We start from the raw sequence: 25,141 nt of genomic DNA, 5'->3' as shown, positions 1-25,141 counted from the left end.
AAAAGGTGATTAGATGTTGCAAAAAGGAGAACAATTTCCAAAATTTTTGTTAGAGAATCAAAATGGAACTGTCATTACAAATGATACATTAAAAGGTAAAAAGGCGATTCTTTATTTTTACCCAAGAGATAATACACCTACTTGTACCACAGAAGCTTGTGACTTTAGAGACAATTTAGAAATGTTCAATGATTTAGATGTTGCAGTATATGGTATAAGCGGTGATTCAAAGAAAAAACACCAAAATTTTATTGAGAAACACGGATTGAATTTCGATTTATTAGTAGATGAAGATTTTAAATTAGCTAAAGAAACTGGCGTATATCAGTTAAAAAAATCATTTGGCAAAGAAAGTATGGGCATTGTACGTACCACTTTTGTGATAGATGAAGAAGGCAAGGTTTTAGATGTTATCGAGAAAGTTAAAGTTAAAACACAAATAGAAGAACTTAAAAACATTTTGGGGTGACATATATGAAAGTTGTTGGGTTGAATCGTATGCGTGAAGTTGAAACTGAATTACAACAACGCTTTTCAGATGTTGAATTTAAATTTTATAAAAAAGCATCAGAAATACCTGAGAGCGACTTGGCTGATTTAGATATATTAGTTGGTTATGATGGCGGTATCAATGAGGCATTTTTACGACGTTGTCCAAATTTAAAATGGATCGCATGGTTTGCAACGGGTGTAAATACATTGCCGTTAGATTATATTGCAGATCACGGCATACTTTTAACTAATGGAAAAGGTGTTCAAGCTAAACAATTATCTGAATACATTTTGGCTTTCATTTTAGATGATTATAAAAAGATGAAACTATCATATGATAACCAACTACAACATATATATGATTCGAAAATAACTGGTAAACGCCTTTCAGGACAAACAGTTTTATTTTTAGGTACAGGTGCAATTGCTACTAGAACAGCAAAATTAGCAAAAGCATTTAATATGCATTTGGTTGGTCTGAGTAAATCAGGTCAAGACAAAGAAGAGTTTGATGAGATATATTCAATTAAGTCTATAGAAAGTATATTGCCAAAAGCTGACATTGTAGTAAATGCTTTACCAGAAACGAAAGAAACGATTCATTTATTAAAGAGACAACATTTTGAAATAATGAAAGATGAAGCATTGTTTATTAACATTGGTAGAGGTAGTGTAGTAGATGAACAACTATTAATAGAAGTATTAAAAAATAAAATTATTCGACATGCATATTTAGATGTGTTTGAAAATGAACCGTTGAAACCCAATCATGAACTATATGAATTAGAAAATGTTACCATCACGGCGCATATAACTGGCAATGATTATGATGCAAAGTACGATTTATTAGATATTTTTAAAAATAATTTAGTTAATTTTCTCAATAAGGTTGATTTAATTGAGAATGAAGTTGATGCTAAAAAAGGCTATTAAATGAATTCCACATGTAAATATTGACACACCAGCAATACTACAGTTATATTTATAGTAAGTAATAATAATTATTATATAAGAAAGATGGTGATTTAGATGAGTGTTGAAATAGAATCAATTGAGCATGAATTAGAAGAATCAATTGCTTCATTGCGACAAGCTGGTGTTAGAATTACACCACAACGACAAGCAATATTACGATATTTAATTTCTTCACATACTCATCCAACAGCTGATGAAATTTATCAAGCACTTTCACCTGATTTTCCAAATATAAGTGTTGCGACAATATATAATAACTTAAGAGTATTTAAAGATATTGGAATTGTTAAAGAACTAACTTATGGTGATTCATCTAGTCGATTCGATTTTAATACACATAATCACTATCATATTATATGTGAGCAATGTGGTAAGATTGTCGACTTCCAATATCCGCAGTTAAATGAAATTGAAAGATTAGCTCAGCATATGACTGACTTTAACGTAACACATCATCGAATGGAAATTTATGGAGTTTGTAAAGAATGCCAAGATAAATAATTTAACTTTGGTAGTATGAGTAATTAAATAAAGTAGATGTAATTCTTTTATTAGAGAACAATAATCTAGGAGTTAAACAATAATCCGTTGTTTAACTCCTTTTTTAATGTGTCATTCGATACAGGTTGTAATGGTATTTGTGTTTCATATTAGTAAGCTTATTAATAGAAATATTTAGATATTATTTTCAGGGTAAAGAATTATATAAGAGAGAATTGATGTTAATGTAATAGCACGTAATTACATAGAGTTTATGAAAAACGATGAAGCAATTTGCAAATATAAATTGAATCATATCTGTAATTTCTCAAATTATAATATGGATGCAATGAAAAAAAGATAGGAGGCACATTATTTACTTATTAACAAAATGGTCTATTTAAAGTGTGATAGCAAAATATTTAATGTATAAGAGGGGAGACTGTGATTGAAATGAATTATTATGCGCTAAAAATCAAATAATCATTAAAAGAAAACTATATATGAAATAATGTAGATATAGAACTTCTGCAAGTGAATCTCTATTATGTAAATTGATTGTTAAGTTACTAATATAGGATAATGAATTACACTTTTGATACATATAATTCTTCCAAATAGAAATTAATCACTACAACGGTAATTTTTAAACCAAAATAAGTGTTGTTTTATGTTGACTCTATTAGAATAACTTGATATTATATAAAAGTCGTCAAACGGCACTAATATTTTAAAAAACAAATGATTAAGTTCTTGGTTTAAAATATTAATAAAGTGTAAATTTGACTATTGAAATTCAAACAAATACATAATAAAATAATATTTGTTGAATTAATTGAGTTAGGAAATTTATTTTTTTAGAAATAAAATAATTAAAAATAATTCTTGACTTACAAAAACTTACAAGTTATAATTAAATCTTGTAAGTGTCAAACGAACATTGAAAACTGAATGACAATATGTCAACGTTAATTCCAAAAACGTAACTATAAGTTACAAACATTATTTAGTATTTATGAGCTAATCAAACATCATAATTTTTATGGAGAGTTTGATCCTGGCTCAGGATGAACGCTGGCGGCGTGCCTAATACATGCAAGTCGAGCGAACGGACGAGAAGCTTGCTTCTCTGATGTTAGCGGCGGACGGGTGAGTAACACGTGGATAACCTACCTATAAGACTGGGATAACTTCGGGAAACCGGAGCTAATACCGGATAATATTTTGAACCGCATGGTTCAAAAGTGAAAGACGGTCTTGCTGTCACTTATAGATGGATCCGCGCTGCATTAGCTAGTTGGTAAGGTAACGGCTTACCAAGGCAACGATGCATAGCCGACCTGAGAGGGTGATCGGCCACACTGGAACTGAGACACGGTCCAGACTCCTACGGGAGGCAGCAGTAGGGAATCTTCCGCAATGGGCGAAAGCCTGACGGAGCAACGCCGCGTGAGTGATGAAGGTCTTCGGATCGTAAAACTCTGTTATTAGGGAAGAACATATGTGTAAGTAACTGTGCACATCTTGACGGTACCTAATCAGAAAGCCACGGCTAACTACGTGCCAGCAGCCGCGGTAATACGTAGGTGGCAAGCGTTATCCGGAATTATTGGGCGTAAAGCGCGCGTAGGCGGTTTTTTAAGTCTGATGTGAAAGCCCACGGCTCAACCGTGGAGGGTCATTGGAAACTGGAAAACTTGAGTGCAGAAGAGGAAAGTGGAATTCCATGTGTAGCGGTGAAATGCGCAGAGATATGGAGGAACACCAGTGGCGAAGGCGACTTTCTGGTCTGTAACTGACGCTGATGTGCGAAAGCGTGGGGATCAAACAGGATTAGATACCCTGGTAGTCCACGCCGTAAACGATGAGTGCTAAGTGTTAGGGGGTTTCCGCCCCTTAGTGCGCAGCTAACGCATTAAGCACTCCGCCTGGGGAGTACGACCGCAAGGTTGAAACTCAAAGGAATTGACGGGGACCCGCACAAGCGGTGGAGCATGTGGTTTAATTCGAAGCAACGCGAAGAACCTTACCAAATCTTGACATCCTTTGACAACTCTAGAGATAGAGCCTTCCCCTTCGGGGGACAAAGTGACAGGTGGTGCATGGTTGTCGTCAGCTCGTGTCGTGAGATGTTGGGTTAAGTCCCGCAACGAGCGCAACCCTTAAGCTTAGTTGCCATCATTAAGTTGGGCACTCTAAGTTGACTGCCGGTGACAAACCGGAGGAAGGTGGGGATGACGTCAAATCATCATGCCCCTTATGATTTGGGCTACACACGTGCTACAATGGACAATACAAAGGGCAGCGAAACCGCGAGGTCAAGCAAATCCCATAAAGTTGTTCTCAGTTCGGATTGTAGTCTGCAACTCGACTACATGAAGCTGGAATCGCTAGTAATCGTAGATCAGCATGCTACGGTGAATACGTTCCCGGGTCTTGTACACACCGCCCGTCACACCACGAGAGTTTGTAACACCCGAAGCCGGTGGAGTAACCTTTTAGGAGCTAGCCGTCGAAGGTGGGACAAATGATTGGGGTGAAGTCGTAACAAGGTAGCCGTATCGGAAGGTGCGGCTGGATCACCTCCTTTCTAAGGATATATTCGGAACATCTTCTTCAGAAGATGCGGAATAACGTAACATATTGTATTCAGTTTTGAATGTTTGTTCATTCAAATTAATGGGCCTATAGCTCAGCTGGTTAGAGCGCACGCCTGATAAGCGTGAGGTCGGTGGTTCGAGTCCACTTAGGCCCACCATTAATTAAATTAAAAACATATTGGGGGCTTAGCTCAGCTGGGAGAGCGCCTGCTTTGCACGCAGGAGGTCAGCGGTTCGATCCCGCTAGTCTCCACCATTATTTTGTACATTGAAAACTAGATAAGTAAGTAAAATATAGATTTTACCAAGCAAAACCGAGTGAATAAAGAGTTTTAAATAAGCTTGAATTCATAAGAAATAATCGCTAGTGTTCGAAAGAACACTCACAAGATTAATAACGCGTTTAAATCTTTTTATAAAAGAACTTAGCTTTATGCTAGCGTTTGACTTATAAAAATGGTGGAAACATAGATTAAGTTATTAAGGGCGCACGGTGGATGCCTTGGCACTAGAAGCCGATGAAGGACGTTACTAACGACGATATGCTTTGGGGAGCTGTAAGTAAGCTTTGATCCAGAGATTTCCGAATGGGGAAACCCAGCATGAGTTATGTCATGTTATCGATATGTGAATACATAGCATATCAGAAGGCACACCCGGAGAACTGAAACATCTTAGTACCCGGAGGAAGAGAAAGAAAATTCGATTCCCTTAGTAGCGGCGAGCGAAACGGGAAGAGCCCAAACCAACAAGCTTGCTTGTTGGGGTTGTAGGACACTCTATACGGAGTTACAAAGGACGATATTAGACGAATCATCTGGAAAGATGAATCAAAGAAGGTAATAATCCTGTAGTCGAAAATATTGTCTCTCTTGAGTGGATCCTGAGTAGGACGGAGCACGTGAAATTCCGTCGGAATCTGGGAGGACCATCTCCTAAGGCTAAATACTCTCTAGTGACCGATAGTGAACCAGTACCGTGAGGGAAAGGTGAAAAGCACCCCGGAAGGGGAGTGAAATAGAACCTGAAACCGTGTGCTTACAAGTAGTCAGAGCCCGTTAATGGGTGATGGCGTGCCTTTTGTAGAATGAACCGGCGAGTTACGATTTGATGCAAGGTTAAGCAGTAAATGTGGAGCCGTAGCGAAAGCGAGTCTGAATAGGGCGTTTAGTATTTGGTCGTAGACCCGAAACCAGGTGATCTACCCTTGGTCAGGTTGAAGTTCAGGTAACACTGAATGGAGGACCGAACCGACTTACGTTGAAAAGTGAGCGGATGAACTGAGGGTAGCGGAGAAATTCCAATCGAACCTGGAGATAGCTGGTTCTCTCCGAAATAGCTTTAGGGCTAGCCTCAAGTGATGATTATTGGAGGTAGAGCACTGTTTGGACGAGGGGCCCCTCTCGGGTTACCGAATTCAGACAAACTCCGAATGCCAATTAATTTAACTTGGGAGTCAGAACATGGGTGATAAGGTCCGTGTTCGAAAGGGAAACAGCCCAGACCACCAGCTAAGGTCCCAAAATATATGTTAAGTGGAAAAGGATGTGGCGTTGCCCAGACAACTAGGATGTTGGCTTAGAAGCAGCCATCATTTAAAGAGTGCGTAATAGCTCACTAGTCGAGTGACACTGCGCCGAAAATGTACCGGGGCTAAACATATTACCGAAGCTGTGGATTGTCCTTTGGACAATGGTAGGAGAGCGTTCTAAGGGCGTTGAAGCATGATCGCAAGGACATGTGGAGCGCTTAGAAGTGAGAATGCCGGTGTGAGTAGCGAAAGACGGGTGAGAATCCCGTCCACCGATTGACTAAGGTTTCCAGAGGAAGGCTCGTCCGCTCTGGGTTAGTCGGGTCCTAAGCTGAGGCCGACAGGCGTAGGCGATGGATAACAGGTTGATATTCCTGTACCACCTATAATCGTTTTAATCGATGGGGGGACGCAGTAGGATAGGCGAAGCGTGCGATTGGATTGCACGTCTAAGCAGTAAGGCTGAGTATTAGGCAAATCCGGTACTCATTAAGGCTGAGCTGTGATGGGGAGAAGACATTGTGTCTTCGAGTCGTTGATTTCACACTGCCGAGAAAAGCCTCTAGATAGAAAATAGGTGCCCGTACCGCAAACCGACACAGGTAGTCAAGATGAGAATTCTAAGGTGAGCGAGCGAACTCTCGTTAAGGAACTCGGCAAAATGACCCCGTAACTTCGGGAGAAGGGGTGCTCTTTAGGGTTAACGCCCAGAAGAGCCGCAGTGAATAGGCCCAAGCGACTGTTTATCAAAAACACAGGTCTCTGCTAAACCGTAAGGTGATGTATAGGGGCTGACGCCTGCCCGGTGCTGGAAGGTTAAGAGGAGTGGTTAGCTTCTGCGAAGCTACGAATCGAAGCCCCAGTAAACGGCGGCCCGTAACTATAACGGTCCTAAGGTAGCGAAATTCCTTGTCGGGTAAGTTCCGACCCGCACGAAAGGCGTAACGATTTGGGCACTGTCTCAACGAGAGACTCGGTGAAATCATAGTACCTGTGAAGATGCAGGTTACCCGCGACAGGACGGAAAGACCCCGTGGAGCTTTACTGTAGCCTGATATTGAAATTCGGCACAGCTTGTACAGGATAGGTAGGAGCCTTTGAAACGTGAGCGCTAGCTTACGTGGAGGCGCTGGTGGGATACTACCCTAGCTGTGTTGGCTTTCTAACCCGCACCACTTATCGTGGTGGGAGACAGTGTCAGGCGGGCAGTTTGACTGGGGCGGTCGCCTCCTAAAAGGTAACGGAGGCGCTCAAAGGTTCCCTCAGAATGGTTGGAAATCATTCATAGAGTGTAAAGGCATAAGGGAGCTTGACTGCGAGACCTACAAGTCGAGCAGGGTCGAAAGACGGACTTAGTGATCCGGTGGTTCCGCATGGAAGGGCCATCGCTCAACGGATAAAAGCTACCCCGGGGATAACAGGCTTATCTCCCCCAAGAGTTCACATCGACGGGGAGGTTTGGCACCTCGATGTCGGCTCATCGCATCCTGGGGCTGTAGTCGGTCCCAAGGGTTGGGCTGTTCGCCCATTAAAGCGGTACGCGAGCTGGGTTCAGAACGTCGTGAGACAGTTCGGTCCCTATCCGTCGTGGGCGTAGGAAATTTGAGAGGAGCTGTCCTTAGTACGAGAGGACCGGGATGGACATACCTCTGGTGTACCAGTTGTCGTGCCAACGGCATAGCTGGGTAGCTATGTGTGGACGGGATAAGTGCTGAAAGCATCTAAGCATGAAGCCCCCCTCAAGATGAGATTTCCCAACTTCGGTTATAAGATCCCTCAAAGATGATGAGGTTAATAGGTTCGAGGTGGAAGCATGGTGACATGTGGAGCTGACGAATACTAATCGATCGAAGACTTAATCAAATTAAATGTTTTGCGAAGCAAAATCACTTTTACTTACTATCTAGTTTTGAATGTACAATCTACATTCATATGTCTGGTGACTATAGCAAGGAGGTCACACCTGTTCCCATGCCGAACACAGAAGTTAAGCTCCTTAGCGTCGATGGTAGTTGGACTTACGTTCCGCTAGAGTAGAACGTTGCCAGGCAAGCTATATATGGAGAATTAGCTCAGCTGGGAGAGCATCTGCCTTACAAGCAGAGGGTCGGCGGTTCGAACCCGTCATTCTCCACCATTTATTTATTCTTACATATTGCCGGCCTAGCTCAATTGGTAGAGCAACTGACTTGTAATCAGTAGGTTGGGGGTTCAAGTCCTCTGGCCGGCACCATGGAAGAGCCATTAGCTCAGTTGGTAGAGCATCTGACTTTTAATCAGAGGGTCAGAGGTTCGAATCCTCTATGGCTCACCATTTGCGGGTGTGGCGGAATTGGCAGACGCACTAGACTTAGGATCTAGCGCCTTACGGCGTGGGGGTTCGACTCCCTTCACCCGCATAAGCAGAAGTAGTTCAGCGGTAGAATACAACCTTGCCAAGGTTGGGGTCGCGGGTTCGAATCCCGTCTTCTGCTCCATATTTTATAGTGCCGGGGTGGCGGAACTGGCAGACGCACAGGACTTAAAATCCTGCGGTGAGTGATCACCGTACCGGTTCGATTCCGGTCCTCGGCACCATTTTCAATAAAAATATATGCGCCCGTAGCTCAATTGGATAGAGCGTTTGACTACGGATCAAGAGGTTATGGGTTCGACTCCTATCGGGCGCGTTAATTATACGGGAAGTAGCTCAGCTTGGTAGAGCACTTGGTTTGGGACCAAGGGGTCGCAGGTTCGAATCCTGTCTTCCCGATATACTGTAATTATAATGGGGGCTTAGCTCAGCTGGGAGAGCGCCTGCTTTGCACGCAGGAGGTCAGCGGTTCGATCCCGCTAGTCTCCACCATTTATTTACAAACTATATAAGGCGGTGTAGCTCAGCTGGCTAGAGCGTACGGTTCATACCCGTGAGGTCGGGGGTTCGATCCCCTCCACCGCCACTATTTATTAGTTGTAAAATTATATTTAGGACCTTTAGCTCAGTTGGTTAGAGCTAACGGCTCATAACCGTTCGGTCGCAGGTTCGAGTCCTGCAAGGTCCATATAATTTTGGAGGAATACCCAAGTCCGGCTGAAGGGATCGGTCTTGAAAACCGACAGGGCCTTAACGGGCCGCGGGGGTTCGAATCCCTCTTCCTCCGCCATTATTTTTTATTATCGCGGGATGGAGCAGTTCGGTAGCTCGTCGGGCTCATAACCCGAAGGTCGGTGGTTCAAATCCGCCTCCCGCAATATTTTTATAGGTCTCGTAGTGTAGCGGTTAACACGCCTGCCTGTCACGCAGGAGATCGCGGGTTCGATTCCCGTCGAGACCGCCATCATTACAATTTATATTATGGTTCAGTAGCTCAGTTGGTAGAGCAATGGATTGAAGCTCCATGTGTCGGCAGTTCGACTCTGTCCTGAACCATTCCTTTGCCGGCCTAGCTCAATTGGTAGAGCAACTGACTTGTAATCAGTAGGTTGGGGGTTCAAGTCCTCTGGCCGGCACCATTTTTATGGAGGGGTAGCGAAGTGGCTAAACGCGGCGGACTGTAAATCCGCTCCTTCGGGTTCGGCAGTTCGAATCTGCCCCCCTCCATTTAATTTTTAATAGGGGCATAGTTCAACGGTAGAATAGAGGTCTCCAAAACCTTTGGTGTGGGTTCGATTCCTACTGCCCCTGCCATGGCGGCTGTGGTGAAGTGGTTAACACATCGGATTGTGGTTCCGACATTCGAGGGTTCGATCCCCTTCAGCCGCCCTTATTATTAATGGGCTATAGCCAAGCGGTAAGGCAACGGACTTTGACTCCGTCACTCGTTGGTTCGAATCCAGCTAGCCCAGTTATTGGCGGCATAGCCAAGTGGTAAGGCAGAGGTCTGCAAAACCTTTATCACCGGTTCAAATCCGGTTGCCGCCTCCAGGTTTATGCGGGAGTAGTTCAACTTTTAGAACACGTTCCTTCCCGGAACGAGGTATAGGTGCAAATCCTATCTTCCGCTCCATAAATTTTATAATAATGCGGGAGTATTTCAACTCTTAGAATACATTCCTTCCTGGAATGAGTTATAGGTGTAAATCCTATCTTCCGCTCCATAATTTAATATACGCGGGAGTAGTTCAACTTTTAGAACACGTTCCTTCCCGGAACGAGGTATAGGTGTAAATCCTATCTTCCGCTCCATGATTACTTCCAAAGGGAAGTTTTTTGTTTACCATTAAGCCGGCGTGGCGGAATTGGCAGACGCGCGGGACTCAAAATCCCGTTCCATTCGTGGAGTGTCGGTTCGACCCCGACCGCCGGTATAATTAACATGTCATAACATACTAGAAACCTTGTTTTACAAGGTTTCTTTTTATTTTCTCATTTTATAATATAAATAAAAGTGGCACTCAAATGGTACGAAAGCAACTAGTCGTGTAGCATGTGTCATTTTTTTAATGTACACTTAGTGTACCAAGGGGTTTGGCTTACAAATTGTTAAATCAATTTTTCTTTTAAAATTATAGCCAACTTTCATTAAATACTGATTTAACAGTTTAACAATACTGTTCTAAAGCATTGTTATTTTTAGATTAAATATATTAACAAGACATTGTTAATGATGATTTTCTGTAATATTATTGAGTTAATGTATAAATTGGAGGTCGTTTATGAGTAACGCTAAAAATACTGAAAACAAACAATTTTTCAGTAAAATTTTAAATTCTATTGGAGCAGGTGTCGTTATAGCGCTCGTTCCTAATGCTTTATTAGGTGAAGTGTTAAAAATATTTAAAAGTGGCAATGAAATTTTAGAATTGATATATCAATTAGTTATTCTAATACAATCATTTATGGCTTTTATAATAGGTGTATTGGCTGCACATCAATTTAAATTTAATGGAGCAGGTGCTGCAATTGTTGGTACTTCTGCGATGATTGGTTCTGGGGCTGTAGTTTTTAATAACAATGGATTTATGTTAAAAGGGATTGGTGACATCATCAATGCAAGTCTTGTTGTTATTATTGCTTGTTTACTATATATGATTTTACAAAATAAACTAGGCTCATTTGAATTAATTATCTTACCAGTGCTAGTGCCAATAGTAAGTGGAGGAATTGGACTTCTCACGCTTCCGTATGTTCGTAAAATTACTCAAGCTATTGGAAATGTAATCCATTCATTTACTGACTTAAATCCTTTATTAATGTCTATTCTAATAAGTGTTGCATTTTCTTTATTAATGGTAACACCTATATCTCTAGTGGCAATTGCAACTGCTATAAGTTTAAACGGGCTCGGAAGTGGTGCTGCTAACTTAGGAATTGTGGCAGCTTGTGTTACTTTCTTATTTGGATCACTACGTGTTAATTCAATAGGTGTAAATGCAGTTTTATTAATTGGTGCTGCTAAAATGATGATACCCGTATATTTAAAAAACCTAATTATTTCCATTCCTCTAACCATAAATGGAGTAATTACAGGTATTATAGCTTACGTCCTTCAGGTAAAAGGAACACCATTGTCTGCTGGGTTTGGCTATACAGGATTAGTTGGACCAATTAATGCATATAATCGTATGACTGGTGATTCAACAATGAATATCATTTTATTGGCATTAGGTTATTTTGTAATTCCATTTGTTTCTGCATTTATCGTACATGAACTATGTAAAAAATTTATACCATCTTATTCAAATGATATATATAAATTTGAAGTTCCAAAACAGTAATCAATTATTATAATACTAATATTTTAAAACTTTAGCGTCGCTATCATTAACAATTGTTGATAGTGACGTTTTTTTACGTTGATGTATCATGTTCGAGTAAGAGATCAATCAGAAAAAGAGGTACCGTTTAAATTTGTCAGTTCTCTATACTGTTAAAATTGCAATTTCTAAATCACTATTGCATTAAAATGTATTAATATGTATAATTATGAATATTAATTAGGGAGGGTTGTACAAATGAAGGGTTTATTTAGGGTTATATTAGTATTAGTTTTTTTATTAAGCAGTGCAATTATATATATCAACCCAGTTGCGCATGCTGAACAAGATCAGACTTGGGAAAAGATTAAAGAACGCGGAGAAATTAGAGTTGGTCTTTCAGCAGATTATGCACCAATGGAATTTGAGCATACAGTTAATGGGAAGACGGAATATGCCGGTGTAGACATTGATTTAGCTAAAAAAATCGCAAAAGATAATCATTTAAAATTAAAAATTGTAAATATGTCGTTTGATAGTTTATTAGGAGCATTAAAAACTGGAAAAATAGATATTATTATTTCTGGTATGACATCAACACCTGAACGTAAAAAGCAAGTTGATTTTTCAGATTCATATATGATGACTAAAAATATTATGCTTGTTAAAAAGGATAAGGTGAACGATTACAAAGACATTAAAGATTTTAATAATAAGAAAATAGGTGCGCAAAAGGGGACAGAACAAGAAAAAATTGCACAAACAGAAATTGAAAATGCTTCAATTACTTCATTGAGCCGCTTGCCAGACGTAATATTAGCATTAAAAAGTGGAAAAGTGGAAGGTGCAGTGGTAGAAAAGCCGGTTGCAGAAGCATATTTAAAACAAAATCCTAAATTAGGAATTTCAAATGTAAAATTTAATGAAGAAGAAAAAGATACAGTGATTGCGGTGCCAAAAGATTCACCAAAACTATTATCACAAATTAATAAATCGATTAAAGATGTTAAAGATAAAGGACTCATTGATAAATATATGACTAATGCAGCAAATGCAATGAATGATGATAGTGGTTTTATCTCAAAATATGGAAGCTTTTTCTGGAAAGGTATAAAAATAACAATATTAATTTCATTTATTGGTGTGGCATTAGGTTCAATTTTAGGAGCATTTGTTGCCCTAATGAAATTAAGTAAGATTAAAATCATATCATGGATTGCCTCAATTTATATCGAAATTTTAAGAGGAACACCAATGTTAGTCCAAGTATTTATCGTATTCTTTGGAATAACTGCTGCATTAGGATTAGATATTTCAGCATTAGTTTGCGGTACGATTGCTTTAGTCATTAATTCTTCAGCATATATTGCCGAAATTATTAGAGCAGGTATTAATGCTGTTGATAAAGGACAAATGGAGGCTGCTCGATGCTTAGGATTAAATTATAGACAAACAATGAAAAGCGTAATTATGCCACAAGCCATTAAAAATATTTTACCAGCACTTGGAAATGAATTTGTTACTTTAATAAAAGAATCATCCATTGTTTCAACAATTGGAGTTGGGGAGATTATGTTTAATGCACAGGTGGTCCAAGGAATATCATTTGATCCATTTACACCATTATTAGTAGCAGCAGCATTATACTTTGTATTAACATTTGTTCTTACACGTATCATGAACATGATTGAAGGGAGATTGAGCGCAAGTGATTAAAATTAATAATCTTAATAAAGTATTTGGGGATAATGAAGTATTAAAAGATATCAATCTTGAAATCAATCAAGGCGAAGTTGTAGCAATTATTGGTCCTTCTGGTAGTGGTAAAAGTACATTATTAAGATGTATGAATTTATTAGAAGAACCTACTAAAGGACAAGTAATATTTGAAGGAAATGATTTAACCAAAAAAGGGACACAAGTCGATAAATTGCGTCAAAAGATGGGCATGGTATTTCAAAACTTCAACCTATTTCCACATAAAAAAGTTGTCGATAATATAATATTAGCACCTAAACTATTGAAAAAAGATAACAATGAAGCATTGCATCAAGAAGCTATTTCACTTTTAGATAAAGTAGGTTTAAAAGAAAAAGCAAATGTATATCCAAATCAATTATCCGGTGGCCAAAAACAAAGGGTAGCAATTGCAAGGGCGCTAGCAATGCAACCAGATGTTATTTTATTCGATGAACCAACTTCAGCATTAGATCCTGAGGTTGTTGGTGATGTATTAAAAGTAATGAAAGACTTAGCCAAAGAAGGTATGACCATGGTAGTTGTCACACATGAAATGGGCTTTGCCAAAGATGTCAGTGACAAAGTCATATTTATGGCGGATGGTGTCGTTGTGGAATCTGGAACACCAAATGAAATATTCGAACATCCACAACACGAAAGAACACAGAATTTCTTATCAAGAGTATTATAACTACACAACGAAGCTTGAATATATGATACGACCCACAAAGTTATATCATATATTCAAGCTTTTTATTTTTAAAAATACATGAAATGAAACCTCAATATGAATAATGGTTGTGTTAAAATAACATAGTATTATTTTATGGGGGGCATACGATTGGATACAAAGCAATTAAAGCAAGATATCATTGATTATGCATATACAATCGGAATTGACAGTATTGGGTTTACTACTGCAGATCCCTTTGATGAATTGAAGCAAAAGTTAGAAGAATATCATGCAAATGGTTATGCCTCAGGATTTGAAGAATCTGATATAGCTTTACGAACAGAACCTAAATTATCCTTACCAACAGCAAGATCGATTATAGCAATAGCAGTTGGTTACCCTAATAAATTAAAGGGTGCACCTAAAAGTGTTAGAGGAGACCGCAGAGGTTTATTTGCAAGGGCATCATGGGGACAAGATTATCACACAATTATGCGTAAACGATTAGATAAGTTATCGGCATATATTGAGTCAAAGGTGCCAAGTGTTGAAATAAAGTCAATGGTAGATACAGGTGTGTTATCAGATAGAGCAGTTGCAGAACGTGCGGGATTAGGATTTGTTGGTAGAAATGGATTTGTCATAAATCCAAATTTAGGAACATGGACGTATCTCGGGGAAATGTTAGTTAGTATTCCATTTGAGCCGGATGATCCAATACTAGATAGTTGTGGGGATTGTACAATTTGTGTTGATCGTTGTCCAACAAGTGCATTAGTTGGAAATGGTCAATTAAACAGTCAAAAATGTATAAGCTTTTTAACGCAAACAAAAGGTTATATGCCAGACCAGTATCGGTATAAAATTGGAAATAGACTTTATGGTTGTGATACATGTCAGCAAGTTTGTCCGAAAAATCGAGGCATTAACACTGAACAAGATGATATTATTTTAGAACCAGAAATTTTAAAACCAAGACTTGTACCATTGTTACGTATGTCTAATAAAGAATTTAAACAAACATATGGTCACCTTGCAGGTGCTTGGCGCGGTAAAAAACCTATACAAAGAAATGCTATTTTGGCATTGGCACATTTTAATGAAGTAGATGCAATTCCAGAATTGAAAAAAGTAGCAACTACTGATGAAAGACCAATGATTCGAGCAACTGCTTATTGGGCAATTGGTCAAATTCTTGGTGATGATGCTAAAGAATTTATCAACGCAAATTATGAAAAAGAGGATGCAGAAGTACAGCAGGAAATGATAAAAGGAATAGAAACAAGGAGAGAAAAGTAACATGACAAATCATATCGTTTTATATCAACCTGAGATTCCAGCTAATACTGGAAATATTGCACGTACGTGTGCAGGAACTAATACACATTTACATTTAATTAAGCCACTTGGTTTTAGAACGGATGATAAAATGTTAAAAAGAGCTGGCTTAGATTACTGGGAGTTTGTAAATATAACTTATCATGAAAGTATTGAAGCATTTTTTGAACAAACAAGTGGTGAATATTATTTATTAACAAAATTTGGTAAAAAGACATATAGTGATTTTGATTTTTCAAGACAAGATAAAGATTATTACTTTATTTTTGGGAAAGAAACAACAGGTTTACCAGATTGGGTTAAAGAAAAGTATCAAGAAACAGCATTAAGAATACCTATGAGCGAACACATTCGTTCACTGAATTTATCAAATACTGCGGCGTTGCTAATTTATGAAGCATTGCGTCAACAAGATTTTCCTGGACTAAACTAAAAATGTATAAAATCATTATAAAAACAAGGCTTTAAATGCTATATTTAAATAAAGTACATGCAAAAGCAAAATGGTTTGATATAGTACAAGTTAGGGTATAATAATTATTAATATCGCCGTTTTTATGTAAAATGCAAACTAAGAGGAGTGTAAAGATCATGGCAATGAACTTTAAAGTATTTGACAACAGTCAACTTGTAGCAGAGTATGCTGCAGATATTATTAGAAAACAATTTAACAATAATCCTACTACAATTGCAGGTTTTCATTTGGATACAGACCAAGCACCAGTATTAGATGAATTAAAGAAAAACATTGAAAAACACGCTGTTGATTTTAGTCAAATAAATATTTTAGATTACGACAATAAAAAATCTTATTTTGAAGCATTAGGCGTGCCAGCAAGTCAAATCTACCCAATTACGTTTGAAAAGGATGCTATTGAATTTATTTCTGACAAAATTAAAACTAAAGAAAATAAAGGTAAATTAACATTGCAAGTTGTTTCTATTGATGAGCAAGGAAAATTAAATGTTAGTATCCGCCAAGGTTTAATGGAAGCGAGAGAAATATTCTTAGTTGTGACAGGTGCTAATAAAAAGGAAGTTGTTGAAAAATTATACCAAGAAAATGGTAAAACAAGTTTCGAACCAGCTGACTTAAAATCACATAGAATGGTAAATGTTATTCTTGATAAAGAAGCGGCTGCCGGTTTACCAGAAGATGTGAAAGCTTACTTTACATCTCGCTTTGCTTAATTTTCTTAATCAAAAATCTGTGAGGGATTATAATGACTAAAGATAAAAATGCAAAATTAAATTATCATGAAGAAGAAAACAGTATGGTAACTGATTTTGAAGATTTAAAAGAATTAGGTAAAGAGATGGAACAAATTTCAGATCAAAATGATCAAGAAAAGAGTACTGACGAAGACAATCAGTAAAGTATTATCATTGTGTATTATACTGCTATTTATCGTGTAAACAATGAATAGCATAGAACCTATATCAAGTTGGACTGATAATCTTGAATATGAAGTTAGGTGGCATTTTGTTACCTAGCTTTTTTAATTTTTAGTCATAAAAACAGAATTACATTAACGAGGTCAGGACAAAAGCGTTTAGGATTTGAGCAGAACAGAACGATGAGCAAAATTGTTTTCCGAATTTTGTCGAATTGTGAGAGTTTCTGCCGAAAATCCTGCTTTTGGGACGCCGTTAATCGGTTTCCCAGAGCACAAAAACTTTATGTCTCAACCTCATTCATATTCCCATTCGAAATCAAAGCAAACTGCAAAAATAATGGACCTTAGAAAACACCTATCAGTAATATTCATAATATTTTCAATGAAATTATTAAAGCACATTTCTTAAAATGGTTCTATTATGATATGCTATTGAAGAATGAAAATAGAGGAGATTTATACGAATATGTTAGGAAAATATTGGATTCAATTATTGATAGCGACTGTACTAATTAGTCTAATATCAATTAAAGCTTTTCCATTGGCAGTCGGCGCGCTTTACTTGCCAGTCATTTTTAAAGTAGTGAAATTACAGCTTAACTTATCAAAAGGATTAATTGATGATGTTAATGCTCAAACATTCATTAAAAGTAATCAATCTGGCATCGTAATAAGTGTAATTTGTTGTTTATTAATTACTGGTATTTTGTATTACACACTTGATGGTTTCTATTCAAGTTTATCAGGGTTTTTAGGAACATTAGTAGCATTAAATCCGTATACAACAATTATTAGTGCAGTACTATATATATTAACTGCATTTGCGACAGTAGATGCCACAAAAACAAAATATCGCCAAGTAGATTAATTAAAATATATACACTAATTGAAAGTGAGTATGGTTGTTGAATATCAATGTACTTTTGGTTAGTGTATTTTTGTTTTAAATAAATGAAAACGTTTTAATCTTAAATTGCTCAAATAAATTATTTAGTGATATACTACAGATAAATAAACATTGATAAGGGGAGAAAATGAATGTCAGTAAGAATTGAACATGATACTTTTGGAGAAATAGAAGTACCTGCAGATAAATATTGGGGTGCTCAAACTGAAAGAAGTAAGAGAAATTTCCCGGTTGGTAAAGAGCGCATGCCAATTGAAGTGGTCTATGGTTTTGCACAATTAAAACGTGCTGCAGCATTAGCTAATTTTGACTTAGGAAAATTAAGTGAAGCCAAAAAAGACGCCATTGTATACGCTTGTGACCAAATCTTAGCTGGCGAGCTAGATGAACACTTCCCACTTGTTGTATGGCAAACTGGAAGCGGGACACAAAGTAACATGAATGTGAATGAAGTGGTAAGCTTTGTTGCAAACATGTATTTGAAAGAACATCAAAGTGATGAAAGTATTCATCCTAATGATGACGTTAATAAATCACAAAGTTCAAATGATACATTCCCAACAGCGATGCACGTAGCATTGTACCATGAAGTTGAAACAAAATTAGAACCAGCTTTAAAACTTTTAAGAAATACATTGAAAGAAAAAGAAGTTAAGTTTGATTCAATTATAAAAATTGGACGAACACATTTACAAGATGCGACGCCAATCAAATTAGGACAAGAAATTAGTGGATGGAGATATATGTTGGATCGATGCGATACAATGTTATCAGAATCTAAAAAACATATTTTAAACCTTGCTATTGGTGGTACAGCTGTAGGTACTGGAATCAATGCACATCCCGAATTTGGTGATAAAGTTGCACAATATATTTCTGAAAATACTGGTTATCCATTTGTATCTTCTGAAAATAAATTCCATGCATTAACCGCGCACGATGAAGTTGTACAGTTACATGGAACATTAAAAGCATTAGCTGGTGATTTAATGAAAATTGCTAATGATGTAAGATGGTTAGCTTCTGGACCAAGAGCTGGATTAGCAGAAATTTCTATCCCTGAAAATGAACCAGGATCATCTATTATGCCTGGTAAAGTTAACCCAACTCAATGTGAAATGTTAACTATGGTTGCAGTTCAAGTCATGGGTAATGATACTGTTGTTGGATTTGCAAGCTCTCAAGGTAACTTCGAATTGAATGTGTATAAGCCAGTAATTATGCATAATACATTACAATCTATCTATCTTTTAGCAGATGGTATGGAAACATTCAATAATAATTGTGCTGTAGGAATTGAACCAATTGAAGAGAATATTGATAATTATTTAAATCAATCGTTAATGTTAGTTACAGCATTAAATCCACATATCGGTTACGAGAAAGCAGCGCAAATTGCTAAAAAAGCTCACAAAGAAGGCTTAACTTTAAAAGAATCTGCAATTCAAACAGGATATGTAACAGAGGAACAATTCGAAGCTTGGATTAAGCCAGAAGATATGGTAGATCCGCACTAATTTAATAGTTATATCAAATAAATGTGGCGCTATAATAAATCGGCTCTATATCAAATTGAATACATCAGACCAATTTTATGAAGAGTTATAAAGTTTGGACATTGCATGTAGATGTAGTGTTCCAAGCTTTATTTTATGGCAAAAAAGCATATGATATCATGCGTCGCTCGTAAATACATTTACTACAGTTGAACAAGAATATATGGAATTCTACAATTAATCCTCAAAATAAAAAGCTTTCCAAAATATCAACATAAAATCGAACACCTGAAATAATTTTCAGATATCCGATTTCAATTAATGCATTATTTAATTACAAAACAATACCACACGACATAATGTCATGCGTATTTATCGATATTAATCATCTAACGAAACAGAAATAACTTCTTTTGTTAATGGGTGTATAAACTCAATTTTATAACTTTCAAGTTCTAATTGTCTCAATGTTGAGTCTCCATATAGTGGATCGCCTATAACTGGATGACCAATTTCAGCTAAGTGAACACGAATTTGGTGTGTACGACCAGTATCTAATTTAATTTCGAGTTGACACACATTTTCTTTTAACATTTTAGAAGTTAAAATATGCGTAATCGCACGTTGACCAGTAGGTGAAACGCGACGTTTGTTTGAATGGAATTTATCTTTACCTATTGGCATATCAATCGTTTGAGGTTTTAATGGTAGTAATGCTTTTACATTGGCTTTATATATACGTGTAATGTTATTTTCCTCTAACATACGATCAAGGATTTTTTTCATTAAAGGATTTTTAGCAACGATTAATAAACCAACTGTTTCTTGATCCAGTCGATGAATTGGTTCAACATAATCACTATCTACAGTATAGATAACATGATTCATTAATGTGTTACTTTCTTTTAAATCATTCGGATGTGTTTTCACACCTTTAGGTTTCATCACAATCGCCATGTCATCATCTTCATATTTAATTTGTGCATAACGATAACTAGGCACGTAGTTACTTTTTTCCTCAGGTGTAGGTATAAATACTTGATCACCTGTATGAACTTTATCCATTAATCGTGCTGATTGATCATTAATTGTAATATCTTTAGACATGTTTAAATTGTGTAAGTCTTTTTTAGGTAGCTTAAGTTGTTGGAAAATGTCTCGTAAACTTAAGTCATTAAAGTTTTCTGGTATTTTAAATTTCATAAAATCCTCCTATAGTCTTTAGTATCATATCACAAAACAGTTCAACGGAATATAACTATTAAATCATCAATATCATTTTATCATGTTCATGTCTAAGATTTTAAAATATAATAACTCAATGTATAATAGTAAATACACGTAAAATGAATTGGAGCGATTTGATGGAACAAAAGACGCGACTGGCTTTATTAAAAGAAATTGCTGAATTTTTAAATGAAGAAACAGAAATGTATAGTATGACGCAGGGCGCTTTAAAATATTTAATCGAAGGCAGTAATTTCACGACAGGATGGATATTTTTTATAAATAGTGTTGGTGAGCATGAACTCGTTTCACATGTAGACTTACCTCACTCATTAATGGCAGAACATTGTCATTATATAAAAGATGGGTCGTGTTGGTGTGTTAAAGCTTTTAATCAAGGCAGGTTGATGAAAGCATCGAATATTGTTAATTGTTCCCGAATCAATCTTGCGTCCAAAGCTTATCCAAGTCAAAATGATGATATTACGCATCATGCAACAGTGCCTCTTAAATCGGGTCAAGAGCAATTTGGAATTCTAAATGTTGCATCGCCTAATACTGAAATTTATAGTGACGAAGATTTAGAATTATTAGAATCAGTTGCATTTCAATTAGGTTCAGCCATCAAACGTATTTATTTAACAGATCGTGAAAAAGAAGCCGCAAAAATAAATGAACGTAACCGATTAGCTAGAGATTTACATGATTCAGTAAATCAAATGCTCTTTTCTGTAAAGTTAACAGCACATGCTGCATATGGTATGACGAATGAAACCATTGCCAAACAAGCATTTAAGACAATTGAAGAGACAAGTCAAAATGCAGTAAATGAAATGCGTGCATTGATATGGCAACTTAAGCCAGTCGGACTCGAACAAGGTTTGCTTCACGCTTTGACGGCTTATAGTAAGTTAATGCAAATTCAATTAAAAGTTAATGTAGAAGGCTTAATAGACCTTTCCAATGAAATTGAAGAAAATATATATCGCGCATTACAAGAATGCATAAATAATGTAAAAAAACACGCAAACACTAATTCGATGAGTTTAATGTTAAAACAAACGAACGAAATGCTATACATAAATGTCTATGATTATGGACAAGGTTTTGATATAGATGATGTTGATATCAGTTCGTCACATGGCATTAACAATATAAAACAACGAGTTAAATTATTAAAAGGCAAAGTGACATTTCAGTCACAGCCATCTGAAGGGACACAAATTAAATTCACAATTCCTATCAAATAATTTAGTATAAGGAGTTAACATATGGACAAAGTAATATTAGTTGATGATCATTATATTGTTCGTCAAGGTTTACGTTTTCTATTATCAACAATTGAAAATTTAGAAGTTATTCAAGATTTTTCAGATGGTCAATCATTTTTAGAATATTTAAAAGATAATGAGCATCCAGATATTGTGTTATTAGATTTAGTTATGCCTGAAATGAATGGTATTGAAATTACTGAATATATTAAGGCGCACTATCCTGAAATTAAAGTATTAGTCTTAACCAGTTATGTTGATGACGAACACGTGATTTCAGCTATCAATAAAGGCGCAGATGGTTATGAAATGAAAGATGTTGAGCCACAGCAATTAATCGACACAATTAGGCGTGTCATGAATGGTGAAAAAATGATACATCCTAAAGCACAAGATGTATTTGAAACGGTAAGCCAAAAACCACATTACACGAATAAATTGTCGAAGAGAGAAATAGAAGTGTTACGAGAAATGGTTAAAGGCAAAACAAATAAAGAAATTGCAGAAACTTTATTTGTGTCAGAAAAAACAATTAAAACGCATGTTAGTCATATTTTTAGTAAGTTACAAGTAAGTGATCGTACACAAGCTGCGATCTATGCAATGGAAAATAAATTAATATAAAGTGAGTTTCCTGTAGATTCGTCAAAAAATAGTCAAATTTTCAACATTTTATTAGGATTTTTTTCATAGCGATAGGATTTATTATACAGTTTTCTTTGTAAATTTGATATCATAATAAAAGTGTAAGTTTTATCAAATGTAGACATTATGCATAAAATTTAACTTCGTTTACTTTTGATTCATTATAAAGTAAACTTAACTTTTGTTGACTTGATCAAAATTTAATACAAATGTGAAATTGACTCTTTTCATTTTATTAAAAATATATTAAGATGAAATCTGTGTTTCAAGAAATGTGTATTATTGCAATTTCTTGTGTCCGGATAAAATTCTCCAAACAGAAAGGTAGATAACAGAATGGATAGACAGAGTTTTACAGATTTAATTCAAACAAAATTTAAAATGGTTCGTATAGAGGCTGGTTATACGCAAGACACTATGGCGCAAACAATTGGACTTTCTAAAAAGACTTTAGTACAAATTGAAAAAGAGAGAGTATTACCAAATTGGACAACTTGTATTTCAATTTGTGCATTATTCAGAGACTCTGAAGTATTAAACAGCACTTTTGGCTGTGATCCATTAGAAATCGTTCAAACAATTTCAAGAAATCATTGTGCATATCCAAACCATGCACCAACAAGTGATATTTACTGGAATAACATTGAGACACGTAATGGCTTCGTATTACAAAGTAATAAAGTAAGTAATATTTATCGTGTATTGAATCCAGATAATCAACCAATTTTCGGTACTTCTAAAATGAGAGAAGCTGAAACATACTTTAACAGAAATGCTAAAGAAGAATTAGTACATATCTAGGCCTATATACTTTTAATAAATAATCAAAGCGATGTGGAACACCCAATTAAGGTGAGGCATCGCTTTTTTGTATGTAAAATAGTTATAAAACTAGTAACAAAGTAAATTGAAAAATGAATTAAAAGTTCAAAACAGTGGTATAATGAATAACTATGTTGTAACAAAGGAGTCAAAATTATGAATGCACTATTTATCATTATATTTATGATAGTTGTAGGGGCGATAATTGGTGGTATTACGAATGTAATCGCAATTAGAATGCTGTTTCACCCCTTTAAACCATATTATATATTTAAATTTAGAGTACCATTTACACCTGGATTAATTCCTAAAAGACGAGAAGAAATCGCAACTAAGATTGGTCAAGTTATAGAAGAACATTTACTTACCGAATCTTTAATAAGTGAAAAATTAAAAAGCAGCAAATCACAAGAAGCAATTAATTCTATGATTTCGAAACAATTGCAAAAGATATCTAAAAATCAGCTAACTATCCAGCAATTAACTTCACAGTTAGATATCGATTTAGAAAGTGTATTACAAACTAACGGAAGTCAATACATTGAATCACAATTGAATCAATATTATCAAACACATCAAGATCAGACGATTGCAGCGCTATTACCACATCAATTTGTAACGTTACTAGATAATCAAGTAGATAAAGCGACAGACTTATTATGTGATCGTGCAAGAAATTATTTATCTTCAGCTAAAGGGACACAAGATATTAATGACATGTTGGATACGTTTTTCAATGAAAAAGGTAAGTTAATTGGTATGTTGCAAATGTTTATGACGAAAGAGAGCATTGCAGATCGTATTCAGCAAGAGCTTATAAGATTAACTTCACACCCTAAGGCGAGAGGTATAGTTACATCAGTCATTTCAAATGAGTATGAAACGTTCAAAAATAAACCATTAAATGAACTAATCAATACTACGCAATTTAATGATATTGCCAAAAATGTATCGGTATATTTGACGACTTATATAAGTAATCAAGCAAATAAACCAATTACTTCAATAATGCCGAACTTGATTGACTATATAGAAAATCAACTTTCTACAAAGCTAACTGATTTAGTCATTTTACAGTTATCTAAACATTTATCAATTATAATGACAAAAGTAGATTTACGTGGACTAATAGAAGAACAAATTAACACTTTTGAATTAGATTATATTGAAAAATTAATCATTGAAATTGCAAATAAGGAATTAAAACTTATCATGTCTTTAGGCTTTATTTTAGGTGGAATTATAGGGTTTTTCCAAGGACTGGTTGCAATCTTTGTCTAAAAAAGCGAGATGTGTTAAAGTAATAGCGAAACATTTTTATATAAAAGTTAACAACAACAAAGGAGTGCTATAACCATGGCAGTAAATTTATACGATTATGCAAATCAATTAGAACAAGCTTTAAGAGAAAGTGATGAATACAAAGCAATCAAAGAAGCATTTGCTAATGTAAAAGAGAACGAAGAATCTAAAAAATTATTCGATGAGTTCCGTGAAACACAAATTAACTTCCAACAAAAACAAATGCAAGGTGAAGAAATTGCTGAAGAAGATTTACAAAAAGCACAAGAACAAGCTCAAGCAATTGAAAAAGATGAAAACATCTCTGCATTAATGAATGCTGAACAAAAAATGAGTCAAGTATTCCAAGAAATCAACCAAATTATCGTTAAACCTTTAGACGAAATTTACGCTGACTAATACTTTATATAATTAATAAGCCCATTGAATAGGGAATGACTGTCGACAGAGTTTGAGACTTTGTTGGCAGTCTTTATTTATATCAAATAAAATCGATAGCAATGTTCGTTTATGTGAGATAAAAAACTTTTTACTAACAACATGAATGTTAAAGTGCGTGACTATCCTTA

18 protein-coding genes, 26 tRNA genes and 3 rRNA genes are annotated in these 25,141 nt (G+C 36.0%); 46 read left to right on the top strand and 1 reads right to left on the bottom strand.

Features of this window, described 5'->3' with window-relative positions; translation table 11 throughout:
• Nucleotides 1-13 precede the first annotated feature (13 nt).
• The 41 genes from bcp to fumC all read left to right on the top strand — a co-directional run bounded on the left by bcp (nt 14) and on the right by fumC (nt 19,326).
• Nucleotides 14-469, top strand: coding sequence for a thioredoxin-dependent thiol peroxidase (bcp, locus tag ML436_09310; GenBank protein ID UMT77354.1), 456 nt, complete (start codon nt 14-16; stop codon nt 467-469).
• Between the two features lie 5 nt (nt 470-474).
• The gene (locus ML436_09305) at nt 475-1,425 is read left to right on the top strand and encodes a phosphoglycerate dehydrogenase (protein UMT77353.1); all 951 of its coding nucleotides are present in this window, start codon (nt 475-477) and stop codon (nt 1,423-1,425) included.
• A 96-nt stretch (nt 1,426-1,521) separates the two neighbouring features.
• Nucleotides 1,522-1,968 (top strand): peroxide-responsive transcriptional repressor PerR, encoded by a 447-nt coding sequence (gene perR, locus ML436_09300; GenBank protein UMT77352.1) that lies wholly within the window; start codon nt 1,522-1,524, stop codon nt 1,966-1,968.
• A gap of 1,018 nt (nt 1,969-2,986) precedes the next feature.
• A 16S ribosomal RNA gene (locus ML436_09295) occupies nt 2,987-4,537 on the top strand.
• Nucleotides 4,538-4,628: 91 nt separating this feature from the next.
• Nucleotides 4,629-4,705: transfer RNA gene (locus ML436_09290), tRNA-Ile, on the top strand.
• A 22-nt stretch (nt 4,706-4,727) separates the two neighbouring features.
• Nucleotides 4,728-4,803: transfer RNA gene (locus tag ML436_09285), tRNA-Ala, on the top strand.
• Between the two features lie 214 nt (nt 4,804-5,017).
• Nucleotides 5,018-7,941 (top strand): 23S ribosomal RNA (locus ML436_09280).
• A 72-nt stretch (nt 7,942-8,013) separates the two neighbouring features.
• Nucleotides 8,014-8,128, top strand: a 5S ribosomal RNA gene (rrf, locus tag ML436_09275).
• The 16S, 23S and 5S rRNA genes sit together here with 26 tRNA genes alongside, the layout of an rRNA operon.
• Before the next feature lie 11 nt (nt 8,129-8,139).
• Nucleotides 8,140-8,215: transfer RNA gene (locus ML436_09270), tRNA-Val, on the top strand.
• A 20-nt stretch (nt 8,216-8,235) separates the two neighbouring features.
• Nucleotides 8,236-8,311: transfer RNA gene (locus ML436_09265), tRNA-Thr, on the top strand.
• A 5-nt stretch (nt 8,312-8,316) separates the two neighbouring features.
• Nucleotides 8,317-8,392 (top strand) — tRNA-Lys (locus ML436_09260).
• Nucleotides 8,393-8,395: 3 nt separating this feature from the next.
• Nucleotides 8,396-8,477 (top strand) — tRNA-Leu (locus ML436_09255).
• Nucleotides 8,478-8,480: 3 nt separating this feature from the next.
• Nucleotides 8,481-8,555 (top strand) — tRNA-Gly (locus tag ML436_09250).
• A gap of 11 nt (nt 8,556-8,566) precedes the next feature.
• A tRNA-Leu gene (locus tag ML436_09245) sits at nt 8,567-8,655 on the top strand.
• Between the two features lie 18 nt (nt 8,656-8,673).
• A tRNA-Arg gene (locus ML436_09240) sits at nt 8,674-8,747 on the top strand.
• 9 nt (nt 8,748-8,756) lie between these two features.
• Nucleotides 8,757-8,830 (top strand) — tRNA-Pro (locus ML436_09235).
• Between the two features lie 17 nt (nt 8,831-8,847).
• A tRNA-Ala gene (locus ML436_09230) sits at nt 8,848-8,923 on the top strand.
• A gap of 20 nt (nt 8,924-8,943) precedes the next feature.
• Nucleotides 8,944-9,017: transfer RNA gene (locus ML436_09225), tRNA-Met, on the top strand.
• A gap of 28 nt (nt 9,018-9,045) precedes the next feature.
• A tRNA-Ile gene (locus ML436_09220) sits at nt 9,046-9,119 on the top strand.
• 9 nt (nt 9,120-9,128) lie between these two features.
• A tRNA-Ser gene (locus ML436_09215) sits at nt 9,129-9,221 on the top strand.
• Nucleotides 9,222-9,235: 14 nt separating this feature from the next.
• Nucleotides 9,236-9,309, top strand: a tRNA-Met gene (locus ML436_09210).
• A 10-nt stretch (nt 9,310-9,319) separates the two neighbouring features.
• A tRNA-Asp gene (locus ML436_09205) sits at nt 9,320-9,395 on the top strand.
• Nucleotides 9,396-9,414: 19 nt separating this feature from the next.
• Nucleotides 9,415-9,487 (top strand) — tRNA-Phe (locus tag ML436_09200).
• 7 nt (nt 9,488-9,494) lie between these two features.
• Nucleotides 9,495-9,570, top strand: a tRNA-Thr gene (locus ML436_09195).
• 7 nt (nt 9,571-9,577) lie between these two features.
• Nucleotides 9,578-9,658, top strand: a tRNA-Tyr gene (locus ML436_09190).
• A 13-nt stretch (nt 9,659-9,671) separates the two neighbouring features.
• A tRNA-Trp gene (locus ML436_09185) sits at nt 9,672-9,745 on the top strand.
• A 2-nt stretch (nt 9,746-9,747) separates the two neighbouring features.
• A tRNA-His gene (locus ML436_09180) sits at nt 9,748-9,820 on the top strand.
• Between the two features lie 11 nt (nt 9,821-9,831).
• Nucleotides 9,832-9,903 (top strand) — tRNA-Gln (locus ML436_09175).
• Between the two features lie 5 nt (nt 9,904-9,908).
• Nucleotides 9,909-9,982 (top strand) — tRNA-Cys (locus ML436_09170).
• A 7-nt stretch (nt 9,983-9,989) separates the two neighbouring features.
• Nucleotides 9,990-10,064: transfer RNA gene (locus ML436_09165), tRNA-Gly, on the top strand.
• 104 nt (nt 10,065-10,168) lie between these two features.
• Nucleotides 10,169-10,243 (top strand) — tRNA-Gly (locus ML436_09160).
• Nucleotides 10,244-10,281: 38 nt separating this feature from the next.
• Nucleotides 10,282-10,365, top strand: a tRNA-Leu gene (locus tag ML436_09155).
• A gap of 348 nt (nt 10,366-10,713) precedes the next feature.
• Entirely contained in the window at nt 10,714-11,775 is a 1,062-nt protein-coding gene (locus ML436_09150; protein UMT77351.1) for a PTS transporter subunit IIC, read from the top strand.
• A gap of 237 nt (nt 11,776-12,012) precedes the next feature.
• Entirely contained in the window at nt 12,013-13,470 is a 1,458-nt protein-coding gene (locus tag ML436_09145; GenBank protein UMT77350.1) for an ABC transporter permease subunit, read from the top strand.
• Nucleotides 13,463-14,185: an amino acid ABC transporter ATP-binding protein gene (locus tag ML436_09140; GenBank protein UMT77349.1), complete on the top strand. Its 723-nt coding sequence runs from the start codon at nt 13,463-13,465 to the stop codon at nt 14,183-14,185. The genes ML436_09145 and ML436_09140 overlap by 8 nt, the downstream gene beginning before the upstream one ends.
• Nucleotides 14,186-14,335: 150 nt before the next feature.
• The gene (gene queG / locus ML436_09135; protein ID UMT77348.1) at nt 14,336-15,466 is read left to right on the top strand and encodes a tRNA epoxyqueuosine(34) reductase QueG; all 1,131 of its coding nucleotides are present in this window, start codon (nt 14,336-14,338) and stop codon (nt 15,464-15,466) included.
• A gap of 1 nt (nt 15,467) precedes the next feature.
• Nucleotides 15,468-15,938, top strand: coding sequence for a tRNA (uridine(34)/cytosine(34)/5-carboxymethylaminomethyluridine(34)-2'-O)-methyltransferase TrmL (gene trmL / locus ML436_09130; protein ID UMT77347.1), 471 nt, complete (start codon nt 15,468-15,470; stop codon nt 15,936-15,938).
• 158 nt (nt 15,939-16,096) lie between these two features.
• The gene (locus ML436_09125; GenBank protein UMT77346.1) at nt 16,097-16,696 is read left to right on the top strand and encodes a glucosamine-6-phosphate isomerase; all 600 of its coding nucleotides are present in this window, start codon (nt 16,097-16,099) and stop codon (nt 16,694-16,696) included.
• 32 nt (nt 16,697-16,728) lie between these two features.
• The gene (locus ML436_09120) at nt 16,729-16,881 is read left to right on the top strand and encodes a hypothetical protein (protein ID UMT77345.1); all 153 of its coding nucleotides are present in this window, start codon (nt 16,729-16,731) and stop codon (nt 16,879-16,881) included.
• 487 nt (nt 16,882-17,368) lie between these two features.
• Nucleotides 17,369-17,770 (top strand): hypothetical protein, encoded by a 402-nt coding sequence (locus tag ML436_09115; GenBank protein UMT77344.1) that lies wholly within the window; start codon nt 17,369-17,371, stop codon nt 17,768-17,770.
• 170 nt (nt 17,771-17,940) lie between these two features.
• Nucleotides 17,941-19,326: a class II fumarate hydratase gene (gene fumC / locus ML436_09110; GenBank protein ID UMT77343.1), complete on the top strand. Its 1,386-nt coding sequence runs from the start codon at nt 17,941-17,943 to the stop codon at nt 19,324-19,326.
• Nucleotides 19,327-19,686: 360 nt separating this feature from the next.
• Here fumC and ML436_09105 read toward each other — a convergent pair whose 3' ends face one another.
• Nucleotides 19,687-20,508, bottom strand: a complete 822-nt coding sequence (locus ML436_09105; protein ID UMT77342.1) for an RluA family pseudouridine synthase — start codon at nt 20,506-20,508, stop codon at nt 19,687-19,689.
• A 161-nt stretch (nt 20,509-20,669) separates the two neighbouring features.
• Between ML436_09105 and ML436_09100 the strand changes: the two genes are divergently transcribed.
• From ML436_09100 to ML436_09080, 5 genes are all read left to right on the top strand, one after another.
• A complete protein-coding gene (locus ML436_09100) occupies nt 20,670-21,782 on the top strand; it encodes a GAF domain-containing sensor histidine kinase (GenBank protein ID UMT77341.1) in 1,113 nt (370 codons plus the stop codon).
• Nucleotides 21,783-21,803: 21 nt separating this feature from the next.
• Entirely contained in the window at nt 21,804-22,427 is a 624-nt protein-coding gene (locus tag ML436_09095; protein UMT77340.1) for a response regulator transcription factor, read from the top strand.
• 357 nt (nt 22,428-22,784) lie between these two features.
• Complete coding sequence (locus ML436_09090; GenBank protein UMT77339.1) at nt 22,785-23,249, top strand: helix-turn-helix transcriptional regulator; 465 nt, start codon at nt 22,785-22,787, stop codon at nt 23,247-23,249.
• A 177-nt stretch (nt 23,250-23,426) separates the two neighbouring features.
• Nucleotides 23,427-24,551 carry a DUF445 family protein gene (locus ML436_09085; protein UMT77338.1) on the top strand — a complete coding sequence of 375 codons (1,125 nt, stop codon included), beginning with the start codon at nt 23,427-23,429 and terminating at the stop codon, nt 24,549-24,551.
• A gap of 75 nt (nt 24,552-24,626) precedes the next feature.
• Nucleotides 24,627-24,971 carry a YlbF/YmcA family competence regulator gene (locus ML436_09080; GenBank protein UMT77337.1) on the top strand — a complete coding sequence of 115 codons (345 nt, stop codon included), beginning with the start codon at nt 24,627-24,629 and terminating at the stop codon, nt 24,969-24,971.
• Nucleotides 24,972-25,141 lie beyond the last annotated feature (170 nt).

The organism is Staphylococcus roterodami (assembly GCA_022493055.1).
Lineage (GTDB): Bacteria > Bacillota > Bacilli > Staphylococcales > Staphylococcaceae > Staphylococcus > Staphylococcus singaporensis.
The sequence above is the reverse complement of the archived record's forward strand: the minus strand, read 5'-3'. Positions and strand labels throughout refer to the sequence as shown.